The following is an 18,898-nucleotide window of genomic DNA, read 5'->3' as shown; positions in this document are numbered from 1 at the left end:
GCAGGCCGGCGCCTTCTGGACGAACAGGTCGCCGGGCCTGGCGTGCTCGAAGGCGAAGCGGACCAGCTCGACCGCCTCGTCCAGGTTCATCAGGAAGCGGGTCATGTGCGGGTCGGTCACCGTGAGCGGCTCGCCCCTGCGGACGCGGTCGATGAACAGTGGGATCACCGAGCCGCGGGAGCACATCACGTTTCCGTAGCGCGTGCAGCAGATGGTCGTCCTGCCGGCGCCGTTTCTGGCGTTTGCGTAGATGATCGACTCCATCATGGCCTTGGACTTGCCCATGGCGTTGATGGGGTAGGCCGCCTTGTCGGTGGACAGGCACACCACGCGCTCCACGCCCGCCTCTATGGCGGCGTGCAGGACGTTGTCGGTGCCGATCACGTTGGTCCTCACGGCCTCCATCGGGAAGAACTCGCAGGAGGGCACCTGCTTCAGGGCGGCGGCGTGGAAGACGAAGTCCACGCCTCGCATGGCGTCGCGCACGGACTGGGCGTCGCGCACGTCCCCGATGAAGAAGCGCACCCTCGAGGCCAGCTCGGGGCTTTCCTCCTGCAGGCGGTGGCGCATGTCGTCCTGCTTCTTCTCGTCGCGGGAGAACACGCGGATCTCCCCCACGTCCGACCCGAGGAAGTGCCTCAGCACGGTGTTGCCGAAAGATCCCGTGCCGCCGGTGATCATAAGGGTCCTGCCGGTGAATGCGGTGGCGCTAATCGTCATCTTTTCCATCCTTCAGCCTCTGCAGCTCTTTTTCCAGAATCGAATAGAAGCTGTCTTTCGCGAAGTGCTCCTCGTAGTAGCGCCTGCCGCGCTCGCCCATGGCCTCGCGCTCGGCAGGGCTCATGTCGGCAAACCGCCTGCAGGCCTCAGCCAGGCCCTTCGGATCCTCCGGATCGCAGCACAGGCCGCAGCCAGCTTCTTCGATCACGCGCCGAGCCTCCCCCGTCACCGTGCCGATCACGGGCCTGCCGGCCGCCATGTAGGAGGTCACCTTCCTAGGCAGCGTGTAGCCCAGGATCGGGTTGTCGGCGAAGGTCGCCACCATGGCGTCGCTGGAGCGGTAGAACGAGGGCATCTCGGCCAGGGGGTGCCTGCCGTGGAACTCCACGCAGCCCGAGCCGATCTCGGCCCGGTACTTCTTGAGCGTCTCCAGCTCCGAGCCCGAGCCCACCACGTGCAGGGCGAACCTGCCGTCCCCCTCCAGGTAGTGGCCAGCCTCGACAAGCGTGTTCACGGCCTGGGCGGCGCCCACGTTGCCCGCGAAGGTCAGGTTCACCTTGGAGGGGTCGTACTCGGGGCGCGGCTCGGCCTGCCCCGCAAAGGCGTCCTCGGCGTACTGGGGCAGGTAGACCGTCTCGCGGTCCATGCGCAGCACGTCCTTGAAATAGGCCGAGAAATTCGTCGACGTCACGGCCAGCACGTCGGCCGCCCCGTAGATCTTCCGGGAGACCCGGGCGTACGCCTTGTATATGAGCGAGGTGCGCTTGATGTTGCCCGCCGTCAGGCTCTCGGGCCATAGGTCCTGGCACCACAAAAGGACGGGAACGTGGTGCTTCTCGCCGTAGGCCAGCGCGGGCCTGGCCATCATCACCGGCGAGGTCTGGAACGACAGCACCACGTCGTAGCCGGCGCGCATCCTCAGCGCCTCCCTCTTGGCGGAGGTGCTGAAGCTGTAGTAGTTCACCACGCGCTGCCACGCCTCGCGGCCGCGCGGCACGATTTTGACGCGCCTGATGTGCACGCCGTTGCGCTCCTGGCTCCTGCGGGCCCCCCTCTCGTAGCCGGGATATATGTCGCCATCGGGATAGTTGGGGGTGCCGGTAAGCACCGTCACCTCGTGGCCCATGGCGGCCAGCCCCTCGCACACGTCGGCGATGGCGAACGGCTCGGGCCAGTAATGCTGGCTCACGGCCAGGACCTTGAGGGGGCGCCTCGTCTTAAAGGAAGGCCCGGCGGGCGCCTCGCCTGCGGCGACGCCGCCCAAAAGCACCGATGCCACTTCTTCTTTGGTATAGTCCTCGTCCTCGCCCACCTCGTCGATGGGCACCACCTCGTTCTCCCCGGTCTCGGGGTCGAACCTCCTGCGCACCACGGGCACGAACATCTGCAGGTACATGCCCAGCAGGATTGCCAGGGCGACCAGCACGACGAGGATGACGAGCTTCCAGACCAGGCCGACCTGCGTTATCACGAAGGCGAAGGCGCACAGGATGGTGGTTATGGCGTAGATAATGACCACCAGCGCCCTCTGCCCGAAGCCGCGCTTGAGGAGGCGATGGTGGATGTGGCCCTTGTCGGGGGTGCCTATGCTCACGCCCACGCGCGTGCGGCGCACGATGGCGGCGAAGGTGTCCAGTATCGGCACACCCACCATCACCATCGGGACCAGCAGCATCGACACCCCCGTCTCCCCCGTGTTGAGCAGGATCACGGCCACGCCCAACGAGAAGCCCAAAAGCAGCGACCCGGAGTCGCCCAGGAAGATCTTGGCCGGGTTGAAGTTCCAGCGCAGAAAGCCCAGCGTCGCGCCCACCAGGGCCGCGGCCACCGCGGCGGCGGCCGTGTGGCCGGCCATGACCGAGATGGCGAACAGGGCCACGCCGCAGATGCACGTGATGCCGGAGGCCAGCCCGTCAACGCCGTCGATAAGGTTGATAATGTTGGCGAACGAGACCAGGAAGGCCACGGTCAGCGGGTACGCGAGCCACCCCAGGCTGAGCATGCCGCCCGTGAAGGGGTTGGCGATCTCCCCGACGACGGCGCCGGACGCCGTCGCGGCGCAGGCGGCCACGATCTGCCAGAAGAACTTGTTGAGCGCGGTCAGCTGTATGGCGTCGTCCACCACGCCCACCAGGAACATGGCGACTACGGCGACCGCCAGCCCCGCGACGCTCACCCCGTTGACAGACATAGCCTCGGCCGGAGTCGGCAGCCCCAGCGGGCCCGCCAGCAGCGCCCATGCCGCGAAGCCCGCGGCCACGCCCAGCATCACGGCGATGCCGCCCATGCGCGGGGTAGGCTTGGTATTCACGCGCCTGCGGCTCGGATAGTCGACAGAGCCCGCCTTCCAGGCTATTTTGGACGCCAGGGGTACCGTGGCCAGCGTCACAACGAAGGCGACGGCGATGAGCAGCAGGGCAGTGTAGTAGAAGTCAGTCATTTAACGTGTCTCGCAGTTCGAACTCGGAGCCGCTGCTCGTGCAGAATCGGCACTCTTGCAATCAACGAGAAAATTAAAGAAATAGCCTTTGCATACTCTGATGGCGCGTCCTATTGCATCGTCCTGGGTCGTGCCGGCAAACGCGGCCGTAGCCTCCTCTGCCGTCATGCGACCACCGCCCTGTCCGCGACGACACAGGCATCGATCCAAGCTACTTGCAAATATGCTTCTTCAAACCCACTCAGCAGAGCGGTGCAAGCCATCAAAACACGCCTGGAAACCCCGTTCAGATGCCCGAAAAGGACGAAGGACAAGAGCAACAAGGCACCGAGTACCTCTTGCGGAATGCCGTTCTCCTGCAGGTTCCTCTTATGCTCGATTGCGTCTTCGGCGCGTGCCGCCTTTTGACGATCCGTGAGCATGGGCTCGTTGGCCTCCACGTGCTCCTCTGTCTCTATTCCGATGCCAATTCCACTAGCAGGCACGGCATGCCTCACTTGCCGGATATGTCCGGCGCCCCGCCCCGGCCCCCGCGAGCGCTTTGGCCTCGCTCGTCTGCAGCGGGCTGAGGATCCCCAGCCCCACGCGCACAGCGACCGTCCGCCCGCAGATATCCGTCTCGAGATACGCCACGCTCTTGCGGCGGTTGATGCTCGTGATGAGCCCTTCGCGTCCCACGAGCGGGCCGCTCGTCACGACGACGCGCTCGCCGTCCTTCACTGCATACGACATTGGAACGACGCGCTCGCCTTTGCTCGTGAACCCACCGATAAGCTCGACTTCCTCGCGAGCCAGCGGCACGAATCGCTCGCCCATGGCCAGCACGCGGGCAAACTCGGGGATGTGCGTCAGCGCGTCCTCGAGCGCCTCGGGGTCGCGGCACACCGCGATGAGGTAGCCGTCGAATAGCGGCCGCGTGCACGGCACCCACTGGCCGCGCACCTTCATCTCGGTCTGGTATTGCGGGAAGAAGCACTCGTCGAGCACGTCGCCGGGCACAACCCTGCTCAGCAGCGCCGCCATGGCGGCCTCGCTCCCCCGCCGCACCTGGATGACATACCAGCGCAGCGGCTGCCCGACATCACGTCGGTCGAGCTCCACCGCTCGGGGCATCTCGATCTCGGTTGTCTCAGTTGAAATAAGCATGGGCATCACCGCCTTTCGCGTGGCTCTCGACGAGGAGGGAATGCACAACGCCCGCGAGGTTTTTGGCTACCGCTTCGCTTGGCCTCTCCTCGGCTCCGCCTAGCGCTTCGCCACGAGATCCGGCCCGACAGCCCTGCCCCTCGCCGGGGCGTATGCATTCCCTCAACCCGTCGAGGCACGCTCGCGGCGCTGCCTCGACAAGAGAGGTATGGCTTTCCTTTTGGCGCGCGCCCGGCCCTATGGCCTCCGGCGCACGCCCCATCCGTACGAACTCTCGCCCAAAGAACCGGAGACGCCTCGCGACCACCCGGTTCCGGCGAGCGGTCAGCTGACCGCGCGAGAACCGACGACGTGAGCGCTTCCGCGCCCCGCCGGACCTCGCGCGAGCAGATGCCCACGCACCCCCACCACTCCTCTCCTACGTTTTCTCGACCACCTCCAGGCCCACCTTCGGAGCGCCGCCGCCCAACGCGCCCCTCTCCGACGCAATCACCCCGAGCCACGCCAGGCGCTTGTGCCGATCGATGCGCGTGACGAGCTGTTCGCGACCCTGTAGCGGGCCCTCGTCCACCACGAGTTCGCCGCTCACGATGCGGCCGCGCGACAACGCTATGGTGTGATGAGAATCAGCCAGGGAAAATAGCGCCTGCTCGCGCTGCGAAAGTGCAACGGGAGCCTCGCCACCGGCAACGACAAAGCCCGCACCTGCGGCAAGCATGTCCAACGCATGAACCACGTGCTCGGACTCTTCCGCCTCAACGAAGACGTAACCAGGATAGAGAGCCCGCTCCTCGAGCGTCCACGCCCCCTGATGGCGACGCAGGAATTGGGCGCTCAGCGAAAAAGCGTCGCGGACGATGTCGCGACACGCTTGTGCGACGCGACGCGCCACGGATGCCTCGCGGCCAGCGCCGACATGGACGGCGAACAGCGGCCAGGCAGCAGGGCGCGCCACCGAGGCTTCGACTGGTTTATATGCGGGATCAATCAGAAATGCGTGCGAAAATTGGTTACCTTGAAAGGGAGCCTTCTGGTCGCACGAAGGGGCAGCCTGGGGAATGGGTCGTGCAAAGGCCCGCCCTAAAGCTTCAGAATAAGACCCCCCCCCGCAGTCATTTCACGACATGCGGTGGATACGGCAGTCGGGAGAGCACCGTTGATGAGCGTATATTCGGAGGTGGCGCATACCGCAGATGTTGACATAGTAGCGCTCGACCTCCCTCATACCCGGCCTGTTAGACGCGCATACTTTATCACGCGGTTCATCAGGGGTCTGTCAACAAGTTGTTGAGATGTAACGAATAACTCTCATAGCGTCCCACCTGCAATCTCACCACACGGGACACACACGGGCGCGCCCGCAGCTTCGCCATTTCGGGCCCGACCGACGCTTGCGGACCGCGCTCGCGCACGCGGCCCTGTCAGATTTCTCGCAAGATGCGGCCAGAAAAACCGCTCGTGTATGGGGCCCCTGGTGAGCCTGCTTGGCAGCGGGATCGCAAGCCTTGGCGAGCAGCATAATCTTCTGTGAGATATGCGAGAAGTGAAACCGCACTTGCTGATATGGCAGAAAGCCGTTCTCGCATAATCCACCGGTGGAAGAGCTCCAATACACGAGCGGGCTTCCTGTCCAAAAACGCCCCGCGAGCCGACAAAACCAGCTCGCGGGGCGCCATTCGCCCGTTCAGACCCCAACCGCAGGACGTCTGGGCTCCCCTCTACGCAATCGCCTGCTTGAGCGCCGCGCGCACGGCCTGCTCTATGGCCTTGCTCGTGATCGTCGCGCCGGCCACGCCGTCGATCTGCGGGCCCTGAGCCGCCTCAACCTGCTGCGCATACGTACCGTCGGCGATGGCCTCGTAGCCGCCGATGCCCTGCGTCTCGTTGTTCGGCGAGATGTCCGTCACGCTGATGTGCCCGCCGGACACCTCGATCGTCACGTTGATGTCGCCGCCCATGCCGGCGCCCGTCCCCGTATACGTGCCGTCCTTCACGGCCGACAGGTCGAGCTCGCTGCTCGGCTTCACAGCTGTGCGTTCCGTCGCCACGAAGTCGGGCGACGCCGCGATCATCTTCACGAGTTGGCGTCCCTCGGTGACGGAGCGACCCGCGGCCAGGCCCGGAAGGTACTCGGGATAGTTCGTGTCAAAGAAGCCGCCCGAGCAGTCGCCGATGGCATACAGGCCGCTCACCGGCTCGAAGTTGGCGTCAAGCACCTGCATCTTCGCGTTGATCTGCAGGCCATCGAGCGTCGTCAGCAGGCTTGCACCGTACCAGCAGCCGTAGAACGGCGGCGTACGCAGTTCGGAGAGGCGATAGGCCTCCTTGCCGTAGTCCGTGTCAGCCTGGGCGTCGAACAGCTCGTTGTAGTGGGCACACGTCGCCAGGAACGTCTCGCAGTCCGCGTCGACGAAGCCGAGCATGTCCGCAAGCTCCTCGAGCGTGTCGGCCTTCATCATGACGGCTGAGCCGTTGTCCATGGCGATGAAGTCGTCGAGCGGCATGCCCTGCTCCATCATCATGCGGGTATAGCTCGCGCAGCCGATCATACCGAAGCGCTTGATATCCTCGGGCGCGTTGCCGTCGAACACCTGGCAGAACACGCCGCCAGGCTGGCGACCCGTCGCAAACAGCATGTTGTCGTAGGGCGTCGACTCGTTGGCGAAGCGCTCGCCACGGCGGTTGACCTTGAGAAAGGGCTGGCTGCCGATGTTGAGCTGGAAGATCTCACCCGGCAGCGTCGCGCCGGCACCCTCGCCCACGTAGCCCGCGCTCACGCCGGCGAGCACGGCGCCGCGGTCGAACAGCATGGGCGTCGGGTCGTTCTGCTTGGCGCCGCCAGCCCAGATGCCGGCCTTGATGCCGCTTCCGTCGCAGAACGCGTTGAAGCTGGCGGCCGTGACGACCTTGCACGCGTCGGGCTGCAGCGCCCGCATCATGACGGGGTTGGCTGCGTAGCCACCGGTCGCCAGCACGACATAGGGGGCGTCAATCTCGATGTAGCCGTCCTCACCCTTGAAGATGCCGCCCGTCACGATGTCGTCCTCGTGCACGAGGCGCACGAGCTCGTAGCCGAACCACACGTCGTCGCCCTGCTCCTGCATGTGCGCAAGCAGCACGTCGTTGCGTGTCGGCGGGACGTAGGGAATGGGCCAGCTGTGCTCGACGACCGGCGTAAGGTAATCCGTACCGCCCGTCTCGTGCTCGCCGGGATCAGCGACGGAGGGCACCTTGCCGGCGGCCTCCATAAGCGGAGCAACCCAGTCGATCATCTCGGCAGAGTTGTCGATCCACAGCTTGATGAGGTCGCGGTCGCACTTGCCCGAGGCGTAGCGGCTGATCTCGTTGAGGACGCGGCCGGGATCCTCCTCGCGCAGCTGCGTGCTGTACTGCGAGTTGATAGCGCCGAGGTACTCGCGCGTCTCGGCGACGCTTTGGGCCTTGTCGACGGCGATGAAGTTGAGGCCGAGGTCGGAGGCTGTCGCCGCGGCGGCGATGCCCGCGCAGCCTGCGCCGATGATGAGGACGTCGCAGGCGAAGGTGGCCGTGATGTCCTCGGGGGCGACGACCGGCTCCTCGCCGAGCCAGGCGGGGGCGTCCGTCGCGACGCTCGTGCCGGCTGCGTAGCGAGCGGCGGCGCCAGCGGCAGCGGGCTGGGCACCGTCGACAGCGGCCGAGGCTGCGGGTGCGCCCTCAGAGGCGAGCGCCGAGCCAGCCAGCGCGCTGCCGGCGACGATCGAGGCGACGCCCAGCGAGGCGCCCCTGACGAAGCTGCGGCGGTTCACGTTCATCGAGTCCATGGGATGATCCTTTCTGCGTACGGCTTGAGTGCGGAGAGGGATGGTCGCGGTGCCAGCGACGCGAATGCCAGGTCGCGCCCGGCACCCGATCGCAAGCGTGTGTCCGACCCGCACCGCCTCTCCTGCGAACAACCTCACCGTACGGCGCGAGGCCATCCACCGCCCCACCCCGTCGGTATTGAGAACGAGTCGCACGGGGCAGGATCGGGGGCGGGATGCGTCCCACCCCGCCAGGGTGGGGACAGAGAACCCGCAGGTAGACCTATACTAAGGATAGGCTAACAACACAGGCTGTACCAAAGCGGAGAGGGTGGCGCATGGACCGACACGCACAGGAGGCAGGGGCTCGAGACACAGGCGAGAAGTACGCCGTCAGCCCTCGCCCGACGTTCGCGCGCTGCCTCGGTGCCTCGGCGCTCTCCATGCTCATGGTGCTGCTGTTCAACGGGCCGCTCGCGACGACGCACCCAGGCGCCTTCGACTGGTCGCGCGACTGGGCCACGATGTCCGCCGTCGCCGGATTTCTCATCCTGCTCGCTCTGGGCCGCACCCGACCGCGCCTGTTGACCATTCGGCCCGGGATCACCTGCGCCATCGTCGGTGCGCTCAGCCTGTTCGGATGCGCCCTCTGCGCCGTCGGGGATGCCCTGGGAATGCCGGCGCTCATCACGGCAGGCTCGTGCGTCGGCAACGCAGCGGGCGCGTGGGTGACGACGCTGTGGCTGCTCGCGTGCGCAAGTCTGAGCCTGCGGGCCGCGTTGTTGTGCTTCGCAGGAGCGAGCGTCCTCGCCATGCCGATTGCGGCCCTCGTCAGCCTAGGCAGCTCCTACCAGCTCGCCAACGCCGTGAACACGGCGGCCGCCCTGGGTATGCTCGCGCTTTCCCTGCCGGTTGCCCGCGACTTGCTCGGACGCATCGCGAAGTTCGGGGTACCGTCAAACGCCGAGGTCTCGCACCCCCTAGCGTTCCTTCCGATGCGTAGCCACCTATTTATTTACATATTCGCGTTCAGCCTCGCCTATGGCTACGGCCTGCGTCTGGCCAGCCCGGGCAGCGCATGGCAGCGCTACGCCCTCACGGCCCTCGTCATGCTCACGCTCGTGGGCTACACGTTACTCGCCCGGCGCCACCCCCGCATGGACGCCCTGTTCACGGTCTCGTTCGCGTTTGTGCTCGTCGGCTACCTGCTCGTACTCCTCGTCATTGGGCCGGCGACGCGGCTCGCGCCCGCGCTGCTCGTCAGCGGGTCGTTGTGCTTCAACCTGCTCACGTGGTTCTCACTATGCGCGGCGGCGCGGCGCAGCGCCATCGACGCGCTGCCCACACTTGCATGGGGTCTGGCCGTCGACTACGCGGGTATCCTCGCGGGAGCGCTTATCGCGCTGGCGTCGGGCGTCGGAGAGGCGGGCGGGGTGGGCGGGGTGGGCACCGTCGTGGCGTGCACGGTCATCGTCGTTATCATCGCCGCCGTCACGCTCTACGTCGTGGCGACGAGAAGGACGTTCAGCTTTGACGAGACGATCGAGGGCATCGCCACCGAGACGCCGAGCGTCGTGGCGCGTCCCGTCGACGACCTACCCGGTCGATGCGAGCGGATGGCGGAGCAGCGGGGACTCACGCAGCGCGAGTCCGACGTGCTGACGCTGCTCGCCCGCGGCAACAACGCAGCGCACATCGAGCAGAAGTTGTGCATCTCGCACAACACCGTCAAGTACCACGCGCGCAACGTCTACCGCAAGCTCGACGTCCACAGCCAGCAGGAACTCATCGACCTGATGGCTAGTCGCGACCAGAATTAGTTGGCATCCTGCGAACCAAGAATTGCATCAATCTGCATCAGAAACTGCGGGACATCCTGCAGCACTGTATCGGCAACAATCGTCCAGTTCGTGCCCTCATAGTCGTGCACAAGACGGTGTCGCATGCCCGCAATGCGAGCCCACGGCACTTCGGGATGTAGGCCCCTGAAGGCGTCGGATATATGGCAGACATTCTCCCCGATGTTATAGAGAGGCGTCGTAATCGTCCACTGTACGATCTGGTCGTCCAGAATACCCTCGCGCGTTACACCGTTCTTGGAAAGATATGCCATAAGAGCGCGCCCGGTACGCTGAACGATCTCGAGATACTCCCTGTCGGTGCGTCTCATGCCACGCTCACCCGTTCGGCCATGACCGACCGATAGAAGGGTGTGCCTTCATTTAACTCGCTCAGTTCATACGCATCGATACGTTTGCCGAACGCACGATGGGCATCTTCCGCGATAGAAAAAATATCAGCCGGATGAAAAGACGGGCCACCAACCACGAGAATGTCGACGTCAGAATCCGGGGTGGCCTCGCCGCGTGCGTACGATCCAAACAAGTAGGCGGACTGCGCCCCATAGCGCCCGACGAGCTGACCTAAGACATCCGAGATATGGCTGCGCGTAAGCACCGACTGCGACATGGACGCCTCCCCTCTTGCGGATATTGTACTACAGCGACCGCCCCGCGCCACACTCGAGGTAGTCTGTGCGCCCTCTGCGCCAGGTCAGGAATCGCGGTTGTGCGAGGTCTTGCGGAGCGGGCGGTTTGATTTGGGCGCGAAACGCGGTCCTGCGAGGTTTGCGTCGGTCTTTCTGGAGCCTTGCGTCGAGCGCGTAATACGATTGCGATTGTGACCTGCACTTTTGAGCTTGCATGTATGCATTCGTAACACCAGCGCTCGCGCAAACCTCGCAGAACCGCAATCCGCGCCCATCACGAGGCGCCGCCAAAACAGAATCTCGCACAGCCGTCGTTTTTGACCGGCGCCCCGCCCGTGCCGGTCAGAGTCCCCTCGCCCCCGCCGGTCCTAGCGCCCCGCAGGCCTACCCTCCACCATCGCGAACAGCTCCTCGCGCGCGTGGATGTCCAGCTTCTGGTAGACGTGGCGTATGTGCGCCTTGGCCGTCCCGTTGGCGACGCACAGCTCCCGCTCGATGTCGCGGGCCGTCTTCTTCTGGGCCAGCAGGAGCAGCACCTCCTCCTCGCGCTGAGAAAGCCCGTAGACGCGGGCGAGCTCGGCGCAACGCTGCTCGAGCGAGTCGAACTCGCGCACCTCGCGCGCACCCTCGGGATCCACCTGGCTCTCCGCGAGGCGCATGCCCCAAGCCGAGCCGAAGCGGCCCTCGTGCAACGCGACAAGCGTCGCCACCAGCACGATGACCACAAGCAGGATCGCCGTCGGAAAGCCCCGCGCGGAGAGCAAACCCTCCGCCAGCCCTCCGACAAACACGGCTGACGTGTTGACGGCACGCTCGATGCCAAACAGCCAGATCGCGTTGACGTGGCGTCGCTGACAGATGGCAGCCATCATCGTCATGATGAACGTCTGCCCGCCCATGTAGCCCCAGTCCACGAGCACGCCGCTCACCCAGGCAGGAAGGCCGACGATACACGCAAGCATCAGGCACAATGCCGTCAGCCCCGCCAGCACCGGGTAGATGGCCCCCGATCCGGCTCGCTCGTGCACCAGCATCAGGGCACCCGCAAACACGGCCGAGCTCAGGATGGCCCAGAATGTGAGGCTGGGATGCGGGGCACCGGAGATCGTGCCCGACTGCAGCAGGCCATAGGCAAACGAAAAAGCGGCGATGACGAGCACGGGTTTCCAGGGGAAGGAGAACTGGGCCCAGGACGCGCCTTTCCAGCCGGCATCTGCATGCGCGACGGTCTCCGCCTCTACCGGGGCGCTCCCGTGCTCCCCTACCGTCTCGTCGGAATTGTCTTCCGCCAGGCAGGGAATCGCCTCGCGTCGATAGCAGTTCTGCAAGCAGCGCAGTGACACAACAGGCAGCAGCGCCACCGCCAGGGGTAGCCACTCGAGCTGAAATCCCTGATACAGCCAGCTGAGCGCCGAGCTCGCAACGAAGGACGCCGCATAGTACAGGCACACACGCGCCGGGCCGAGCGATCCGTACAGCTCGAACCACAGCAGGAACATCAATGCAACACCCACGCCGCTGGTAAGCGTGCGCAGCAACATCACGACAAGGGACGGCACAGCGGGAAGAATAACGGGGAGGTACAGAAACAGCGGCGTCACCGTGAGCAGAGTGCCGCAGGCGACCCACGCCCAGCGGTGCTGGCACAGAGGCGTCAGAGAACGCGCGAACAGCACGAGCAGCAAAAACACCGCGACGATGAGCGGGTCGGGCTGCATGGACGGCAGCGCGGGCGTGCCCAGGGCAGAGGGGACCTGTGCAACGCAGGGTGCCTGCATGTGCAGCCACGTGCGGAACACGCCCAGTCCCAGGAAGGGAAGCGGCACCCACGGCAGGCCGGCGATCCAGGCACCAACCCCGCCGACCCGCGCGCCCTTCGTATAGCGAGCGTCACCTTGGCGCGCCTGCGTCGATGCGTCCACGGATGCCCCACCCCTCTTCCGTTCCCCTCCCCTTACATATGCAGCCTAGCAGGTCGCGAGGACGCGGGGAGGAAGGCGAGGCGAATTCTTCCCGCGTTTTCCGAGAGACGCCACGCAGCGGCGGGGAATTCGGGCACTCTCTGCAGCAAAGACACCTCGGCGTGGCCAAAACGAGCCATCGTGTATGGCTGTCTACGGAAGGCTCGCGCGGCCATCGCTTGCCGAGCGAAGATGACCTGCGGATTCGCTGCGCCTCTCGGGCCGCAGGCGCCCATGGGGGCTCCCGGGCCGAGAGGCGCCCATACACAACGTCCCCCTTTGGCCAGCCAAGCGCCGTCTCCCGCAAAAAGGGGCTCCCGCGAGGCACAACCCGGGCCCAGCAGCGCCCCCAAGGCCCGGGAGGCTCCTTACCGGGAACCGGCGCCACCCGAGCCCTCGACCCGGCGTCCCTCCACCATCGCGAACAGCTCCTCGCGCGCGTGGATGTCCAGCTTCTGGTAGACGTGGCGTATGTGGGCCTTGGCCGTCCCGTTGGCGACGCACAGCTCCCGCTCGATGTCGCGGGCCGTCTTCTTCTGGGCCAGCAGGAGCAGCACCTCCTCCTCGCGCTGGGACAGGTTGCGCTCCCTCGCCAACGCCGAGCACGCCCTCGTCAGCGAGCCGCGATCCTCGACGGAGCGCGCCCCGCCTCCCCCGACGCCTGCCGTCTCCGCAAGCCGCACGCCCCACGCCGAGCTCAGCCGCCCCTCGCGCAGCGCCACGAACGTTACCGCCATGACGACGACCACGAGCAGCGGCACGTACGACAGCCCCGCCGCGCCCAGTGCCCCCTCGACGCCGCGCCCCGCCATCATGGCGAGGGAGCGCACGGCCCGCTCGATGCCGAACAGCCATATGGCGCTTGCGCCCCAGTAGTAGCAGAGCGAGCCGATCATCGTCATGATAAACACTTGGCTCGCCGTGTAGCCGGCGTTGGCGCATAGGTTCGCCCACCAAGGGCTCAGGCCTCCGACGGCCGCCAGCACCAGGAAGACGGCCGACGCGAACGGCAGCACCGCCCCCTGTAGCGCGCCAAAGTCAACCCGGTCGTGCAGCACGACGATGGCGAGCGCGATTATCAGCGCGCACAGCACGGTGCCCGGCGCCGTGTTAGGCCGCGCGACGTCGGCGATGGACGACTGCAGCAGGCCGTACGCAAACGAGTATACGGCGATGACGAGCACGGGCTTCCACGGAAACGAGAAACGCGCCCACTCCAGGGAGGCGACGTCGGGCACCTGCTCGCTACGATGGCAGTTCCAGAGGCAGCGCAGCGAGATGAGTGGGAGAAGCGCGGCGACAAGCGGGAGCATCGTCGGGTCGAACCCGCGCAACAGCCATCCGAGCGCCGCGCCCACGAGGAGCGAGGCGGCGTAGTACAGGCAGATGCGCGTCGGGCTCAGCATGCCGTAGAGCTCGGACCACAGCAGGATCATCAGCGCGATGCCGACGCCTCCCATGAGCGTGTAGGGCACGGTGACGAGGGCGACAGGAATGCCCCCGATCCAGAAAGCGTAGGCCAGCAGCGACGAGCACGTGAGAAGACCAGCGCACGCCAGCCGCGCCCAGCGACGGGGCCACAGCGGCGTCAGCCGACGGGCGCACAGGGCACAGAGGAGCAGCGCGGCGATCATGACGAGGTCGAACGCGTCCTGCGATACGGAGACGTTCGCGGCGCCGGCCGTCAGGTCGTCCTCGAACAGGACGTTGAGCCATGCGCGATAAACGCCCAGGCCGAGAAACGGCAGCGGGATCCTCGGCAGCGCGGCGAGCCAAGCACGCACGGCTCGGCCGGCACCCTTGCGCACCTCGGACGCAGCTGGAGGCGCCGTCGCCTCGCCGGCGTTGACCTCCGGGCGCTCTTCGCGCATGCACCCCATTCCCTCCCCTTTCCCTCGATCGCACAGTTATACCGCATCAACCCCAGCGCGAAGCCCGGGTGCGGTGTGCCATGCGTGAAAGGCGGACGTCGAGAGAGTGGGTCACCGAGCGCGAAGTGCCGTCACAAACGCGGGAAGGGCCCGCGTTTCCACGCCAGGTGCGGCGAGGCACGCGAGCCCTTCCCGACAAGCGAACGAAATTACTTGGCGAAGGCGCCCAGCAACGGCGTGAGATCGCCCTGCGCGACGATCGTGACGCGCTGCGTCGCGCGGGAGATGGCCGTGTACAGGCGACGGCGAGACAGGTCGTCGCCGGGGAACTCCTCCGCCTGGGCGTCGGCGATGATAACACGGTCAAACTCGAGACCCTTGGCCAGCCTCAGATCGATAAGGACGACGCCGCTCGGCGGCAGCGCGTCTCCCTCGAAGATGGGCTGGGGGGCGCGCTCGCCCATTGCCTCGCCGAGCAGGTCGCCCAGCCACTTCACGCGGCGCCTGCTGTTGACGACGACGGCCGTCAAGCCGTCCCCCTCGCCGCGCGCAGACTCGATGGCCCCCACGAGCGTCGAGCGGTACTCGTCGAGGTCGGCGCAGGCCTTGACGCTGGGCTCGATGCCCGGGCGCAGCACCGACGACACGCGCAGGCGCTCGTCTTCGGGCAACAGGCTCGAGAACAGCGCCGTGATCTCGGGCGACGACCGGTAGCTCGTCATGAGCTCGCACTCGCTCACGCCGCCCCGCTCGCGCTCGAACAGCGCGCGGATGTCGTCGAAGCTCGCCGTTCCGGGGCGGATGGCCTGGTTGGGGTCGCCCAGCATGAGGAAGTGAGCGCGGCTGAAGTAGCGCGCGAGCACCATGAGCTGCGTCACGGAGTAGTCCTGCACCTCGTCGACCATGACGAGCTTCGCGGCAGGGTCGACCTTGCCCATGACGACCATCTTGAGGTAGACCCACTCGAGCGCCGTCAGGCTCTGCTTGCCGAGCATGCGCATGCCCACACGGTCGAGGCGCAGCCAGCCGCCGCTCTCTATCTGCGCGAACAGCGGCGCGCACAGGTCGTCGAGGTACGTGCGGGCGCACTCGGCCAGCTCGTCCTCCTCGATGGGGTTGATGGGGCCGCCGAACACGCGGTCCTGCTCATCAGCGTCGAGCGCGAGCATGTCGGCGTGCACCTTGTCGTCGCCCACGAGCTGCGCGATGCGGCGCTCAAGCTTCTCGGCAAGGTCATCCTCGACGAGCGCCGACAGGCGTGGGCCCACGGTCGGGTCCTTGCGCAGGTACTTCTCGACGCAGCGCCACACCTGCGGCCCGCTCATGAGCACGCGCTCGCCCGCCCGCAGCTCGCGCACGTCATCGGGGTCGAGCACGAGGTCCTTCGCGCGCTCGTCGATGAGCAGAAGATCCTCGGGCGACACGTCGGCGCCCAGGTTGCGGTCGCCGGGCCCAATGCGCTCCATGAGCTCGGACCACAGCAGCGTGTGCGGGTTCTTCTCGCCCAGCTCGGGCAGGACGTTCTTGATGTAGCGCGCGAAGACCGGGTTGGGGCTCAGCAGATAAACCTGGTTTGCGTTGAGGCTCGCACGCTGCTGGTAGAGCAGGTAGGCGATGCGCTGCAGCATGACAGACGTCTTGCCGGAGCCCGCGACGCCGCGCACGAGCAGGGCCGGCACGTCGGCGTGGCGGATGATGAGGTTCTGCTCGCGCTGGATCGTCGCCGTGATGGCGGCAAGCTGCGAGCTGCGGCGCTGGGACAGCGAGGCGAGCAGCAGCGGGTCCTCAATGGCGACCGTCGTGTCGAAGTACGCGTGCAGCTTGTCTTCCGCGAGGTCGAACTGGCGCCGCAGCTGCAGGTCGGCGTGGATCGTGCGCCCGTTGGCGACGTAGGACATCGGGCCGGTCTGCTGGTTGTAGTACGTCTCAGCCACGGGAGAGCGCCAGTCCACGACGAGCTGGCGGTGGTCGGCGTCCGTCATGCCGGTGCTGCCCAGGTAGATGTCGCGCGGCTCGTCGCGGTGGGCGAACTTGAGGCGCACTTTTGCGAAGTAGGCGTGATGGATGAGCTGGCGCGTGCGCGCAAGGTTCTCTTCCGCCATGTCGATGGAGATGTTGAAGCTGTCGACGACGTTGTTCATCGCGGCGTAGGCGGCGTACGTCTCCATGGAGGCGCTGAAGTCGTCGCCGTCATCGCCGCGGTCGACGTCCGTGGAGAGCTCGTCGTCGGCGTTCTCCTTGAACTGCTGCATCTCGGCGCGATCCGACTCCAGGCGGTCGGAGATACTGCGCTCAAGCTCGCACAGCGTGGCGTACGTCTGGCTGAGATGGCGCTGTTCCTCGATGAAAACGGGATCGTCAGCAGGAGCGTCGCAGTCCTCAACGCCGGACACCGCGTTCAGAGGAGCCTCCTGCGAGTTCAAGGGAGTCGATGGAGGGTTCAGTGGGGAGGAGTCCGGGTTTAACGTGGGATTCGAGTCGGCTGCGGTGGGCTCAACGGCCATGGGAACTCCCTTCAAAGCGACGACGCACAAACGTGCGGGGTGCCCATCCTGCCGGCACCCCGCACAACAAGGCGTTCTATGATACCCACGTTGCCCGACTCATAACAGTCGGACGGGTTTTGTTTTCCCACCGCTCCACCGGCACGCCCAAAAACCTCGCCGAGCCCGCCGTCTGCTGGGTGCGAACCGAACCGGCCTCCTAGCGCTGACGGTAGTGAGCGAAGAAGTCACGCAAGTCGCCCATGGCCTCGCGCAGGACGTCGATGCGCGGCAGGTAGACGATGCGAAAGTGGTCGGGGTCGGGCCAGTTGAAGCCCCTGCCGCGTGTGATGAGGATGCGCTTCTCGCGCAGCAGGTCCATGGCGAACTTCTCGTCATCCACAATGTTGAACTTCTCGACGTCCATCTTCGGGAAGATGTAGAACGCCGCTTTGGGCTTGACGACGCTGATGCCGGGAATCTCGTTGAGCGCCCGATACACGTACTCGCGCTGCTCGTAGATGCGCCCGCCGGGACGGATGTAGTCCTTGACGCTCTGGTGCCCGCCCAGAGCCGTCTGCACGATGGACTGCGCCGGCACGTTGGAGCACAGGCGCATGTTCGACAGCAGGTGCAGACCGGCAACGAAGTCGGACGCGTAGTCCTTGGGACCGGACAGGATCATCCAGCCGACGCGCCAGCCGCAGATCATGTGCGACTTCGACAGGCCGGAGAACGTCACGCAGAACAGGTCGGGCGCCAGCGACGCGATGGACACGTGCTCGATGCCGTCCATAACGAGACGGTCGTAGATCTCGTCGGAGAAGATGATGAGCTGGTGACGACGGGCAAGCTCGACGATCTCCTCGAGGACCTCGCGCGAGTAGACGGCACCCGTCGGGTTGTTCGGGTTGATGATGACGATGGCCTTCGTGCGCGGCGTGATCTTGCGCTCCATGTCGGCGATGTCGGGATTCCAGTCGGCTTGCTCGTCGCACATGTAGTGCACGGGCGTGCCGCCGGCCAGCGTCGCGCACGCCGTCCACAGCGGATAGTCGGGCGCGGGAATGAGGATCTCGTCGCCGGGGTCGAGCAGGGCCGTCATCGTGAGGTTGATGAGCTCGGACACGCCGTTACCAGTGTAGATGTCCTCCATGCCGACGTTGGGAAGCCCCTTGATCTGGGCGTACTGCATGATGGCCTTGCGCGCGGAGAACAGGCCGCGCGTGTCAGAGTAGCCCTCGCACTCCGTGAGCTGGTGCGCCATGTCCTGCACGACCTCGTCGGGCGTGCGGAAGCCAAACGGAGCAGGGTTGCCGATGTTGAGCTTGAGGACGCGCAGACCCTCAGCCTCCATCTTGGCGGCCTGGTCGGCAACGGGGCCGCGCACGTCATACTGGACGTTAGCAAGCTTGGCGGACTTGGCAAATTCGCGGGTAACCATACTCATGGGGGCACTTCCTTGGAAGACGGACGACGCGGCGGCGCCGGCGGAAAAATCGGATGGCAAGTCGGCAGAGGGCGCGTCCTTCTCTTCATCCGAAGCCCCGGCAACCTCGGAGGTCACCGCGGGCTTCGGGGCGAGACCAGAAGCGCCCTTGGTAGCTCGCGCAGTCCCTCCGCTTGAGCGCCGCGTCAGGACGGCCGTGCTGTCGAGTGGAGTGTCGCGCGTGATGAGGCCGCCCGAAAGCCAGCCCGAGTCAACGTCGAGCACGATGGCGAGCAGGCGCATGACGTCGGTACGGGGCAGTGTCTTGCCGCTGACGTACTGGCTCACCTGGCTCTTGCCGAGGCGACGCCCCCTCTCGGACGCGAGGCGGATGAGATCGGCCTGCTTGAGGCCCGCTCGCTCCATGGCGCCACGCAGGCGCTGGGCAAACGCCTCGCTCTCCGACACTTCGTCCATGCTCACTCCCCTTCTCACGGCACGTTCAATTTTATGCGTACAAATTGAACTACCGAGAACAGGCCGTGGCCCAGACGACATCGAGAGTTCAATCGAGACGTCAG

The 18,898-nt window shown here is 65.9% G+C and carries 13 protein-coding genes; 1 reads left to right on the top strand and 12 read right to left on the bottom strand.

Annotated features, from left to right (window positions below):
- The 6 genes from KHZ24_10095 to KHZ24_10070 form a co-directional block, all read right to left on the bottom strand.
- The coding region (locus tag KHZ24_10095; protein MBS5451536.1) for a polysaccharide biosynthesis protein at nt 1-720 on the bottom strand (720 nt) is incomplete at its 3' end.
- Nucleotides 710-3,160, bottom strand: a complete 2,451-nt coding sequence (locus KHZ24_10090; GenBank protein MBS5451535.1) for a glycosyltransferase — start codon at nt 3,158-3,160, stop codon at nt 710-712. The genes KHZ24_10095 and KHZ24_10090, both read right to left, overlap by 11 nt.
- A gap of 164 nt (nt 3,161-3,324) precedes the next feature.
- Complete coding sequence (locus KHZ24_10085) at nt 3,325-3,600, bottom strand: hypothetical protein (protein MBS5451534.1); 276 nt, start codon at nt 3,598-3,600, stop codon at nt 3,325-3,327.
- Between the two features lie 34 nt (nt 3,601-3,634).
- A complete protein-coding gene (locus KHZ24_10080) occupies nt 3,635-4,273 on the bottom strand; it encodes a hypothetical protein (GenBank protein ID MBS5451533.1) in 639 nt (212 codons plus the stop codon).
- A 451-nt stretch (nt 4,274-4,724) separates the two neighbouring features.
- Nucleotides 4,725-5,261 carry a hypothetical protein gene (locus KHZ24_10075; protein MBS5451532.1) on the bottom strand — a complete coding sequence of 179 codons (537 nt, stop codon included), beginning with the start codon at nt 5,259-5,261 and terminating at the stop codon, nt 4,725-4,727.
- A 763-nt stretch (nt 5,262-6,024) separates the two neighbouring features.
- Nucleotides 6,025-8,106, bottom strand: coding sequence for an FAD-binding protein (locus KHZ24_10070; protein ID MBS5451531.1), 2,082 nt, complete (start codon nt 8,104-8,106; stop codon nt 6,025-6,027).
- Between the two features lie 317 nt (nt 8,107-8,423).
- Here KHZ24_10070 and KHZ24_10065 point away from each other — a divergent pair, with 317 nt between their 5' ends.
- A complete protein-coding gene (locus KHZ24_10065) occupies nt 8,424-9,905 on the top strand; it encodes a hypothetical protein (protein ID MBS5451530.1) in 1,482 nt (493 codons plus the stop codon).
- Here KHZ24_10065 and KHZ24_10060 read toward each other — a convergent pair.
- The 6 genes from KHZ24_10060 to KHZ24_10035 form a co-directional block, all read right to left on the bottom strand.
- Entirely contained in the window at nt 9,902-10,198 is a 297-nt protein-coding gene (locus KHZ24_10060) for a DUF86 domain-containing protein (protein MBS5451529.1), read from the bottom strand. The genes KHZ24_10065 and KHZ24_10060 overlap by 4 nt on opposite strands.
- 53 nt (nt 10,199-10,251) lie before the next feature.
- Nucleotides 10,252-10,554: a nucleotidyltransferase domain-containing protein gene (locus KHZ24_10055; GenBank protein ID MBS5451528.1), complete on the bottom strand. Its 303-nt coding sequence runs from the start codon at nt 10,552-10,554 to the stop codon at nt 10,252-10,254.
- Between the two features lie 387 nt (nt 10,555-10,941).
- Entirely contained in the window at nt 10,942-12,495 is a 1,554-nt protein-coding gene (locus KHZ24_10050) for a response regulator transcription factor (GenBank protein ID MBS5451527.1), read from the bottom strand.
- A 407-nt stretch (nt 12,496-12,902) separates the two neighbouring features.
- A complete protein-coding gene (locus KHZ24_10045) occupies nt 12,903-14,405 on the bottom strand; it encodes a helix-turn-helix transcriptional regulator (protein MBS5451526.1) in 1,503 nt (500 codons plus the stop codon).
- A gap of 209 nt (nt 14,406-14,614) precedes the next feature.
- Nucleotides 14,615-16,909, bottom strand: a complete 2,295-nt coding sequence (locus tag KHZ24_10040) for a UvrD-helicase domain-containing protein (protein MBS5451525.1) — start codon at nt 16,907-16,909, stop codon at nt 14,615-14,617.
- A 199-nt stretch (nt 16,910-17,108) separates the two neighbouring features.
- On the bottom strand, nt 17,109-18,794 hold the full coding sequence (locus KHZ24_10035; protein MBS5451524.1) for an aminotransferase class I/II-fold pyridoxal phosphate-dependent enzyme: 1,686 nt from the start codon (nt 18,792-18,794) through the stop codon (nt 17,109-17,111).
- Nucleotides 18,795-18,898 lie beyond the last annotated feature (104 nt).

This window comes from Coriobacteriia bacterium (genome assembly GCA_018368455.1).
Classification (GTDB): domain Bacteria; phylum Actinomycetota; class Coriobacteriia; order Coriobacteriales; family UMGS124; genus JAGZEG01.
The sequence above is the reverse complement of the archived record's forward strand: the minus strand, read 5'-3'. Positions and strand labels throughout refer to the sequence as shown.

Coding starts and splice junctions, on each gene's coding strand:
- KHZ24_10090 (MBS5451535.1), bottom strand. CDS start 3,160: ATGACTGACTTCTACTACACTGCCCTGCTGCTCATCGCCGTCGCCTTC.
- KHZ24_10080 (MBS5451533.1), bottom strand. CDS start 4,273: ATGCCCCGAGCGGTGGAGCTCGACCGACGTGATGTCGGGCAGCCGCTG.
- KHZ24_10070 (MBS5451531.1), bottom strand. CDS start 8,106: ATGGACTCGATGAACGTGAACCGCCGCAGCTTCGTCAGGGGCGCCTCG.
- KHZ24_10065 (MBS5451530.1), top strand. CDS start 8,424: ATGGACCGACACGCACAGGAGGCAGGGGCTCGAGACACAGGCGAGAAG.
- KHZ24_10060 (MBS5451529.1), bottom strand. CDS start 10,198: ATGGCATATCTTTCCAAGAACGGTGTAACGCGCGAGGGTATTCTGGAC.
- KHZ24_10055 (MBS5451528.1), bottom strand. CDS start 10,554: ATGTCGCAGTCGGTGCTTACGCGCAGCCATATCTCGGATGTCTTAGGT.
- KHZ24_10045 (MBS5451526.1), bottom strand. CDS start 14,405: ATGCGCGAAGAGCGCCCGGAGGTCAACGCCGGCGAGGCGACGGCGCCT.
- KHZ24_10040 (MBS5451525.1), bottom strand. CDS start 16,909: ATGGCCGTTGAGCCCACCGCAGCCGACTCGAATCCCACGTTAAACCCG.
- KHZ24_10035 (MBS5451524.1), bottom strand. CDS start 18,794: ATGGACGAAGTGTCGGAGAGCGAGGCGTTTGCCCAGCGCCTGCGTGGC.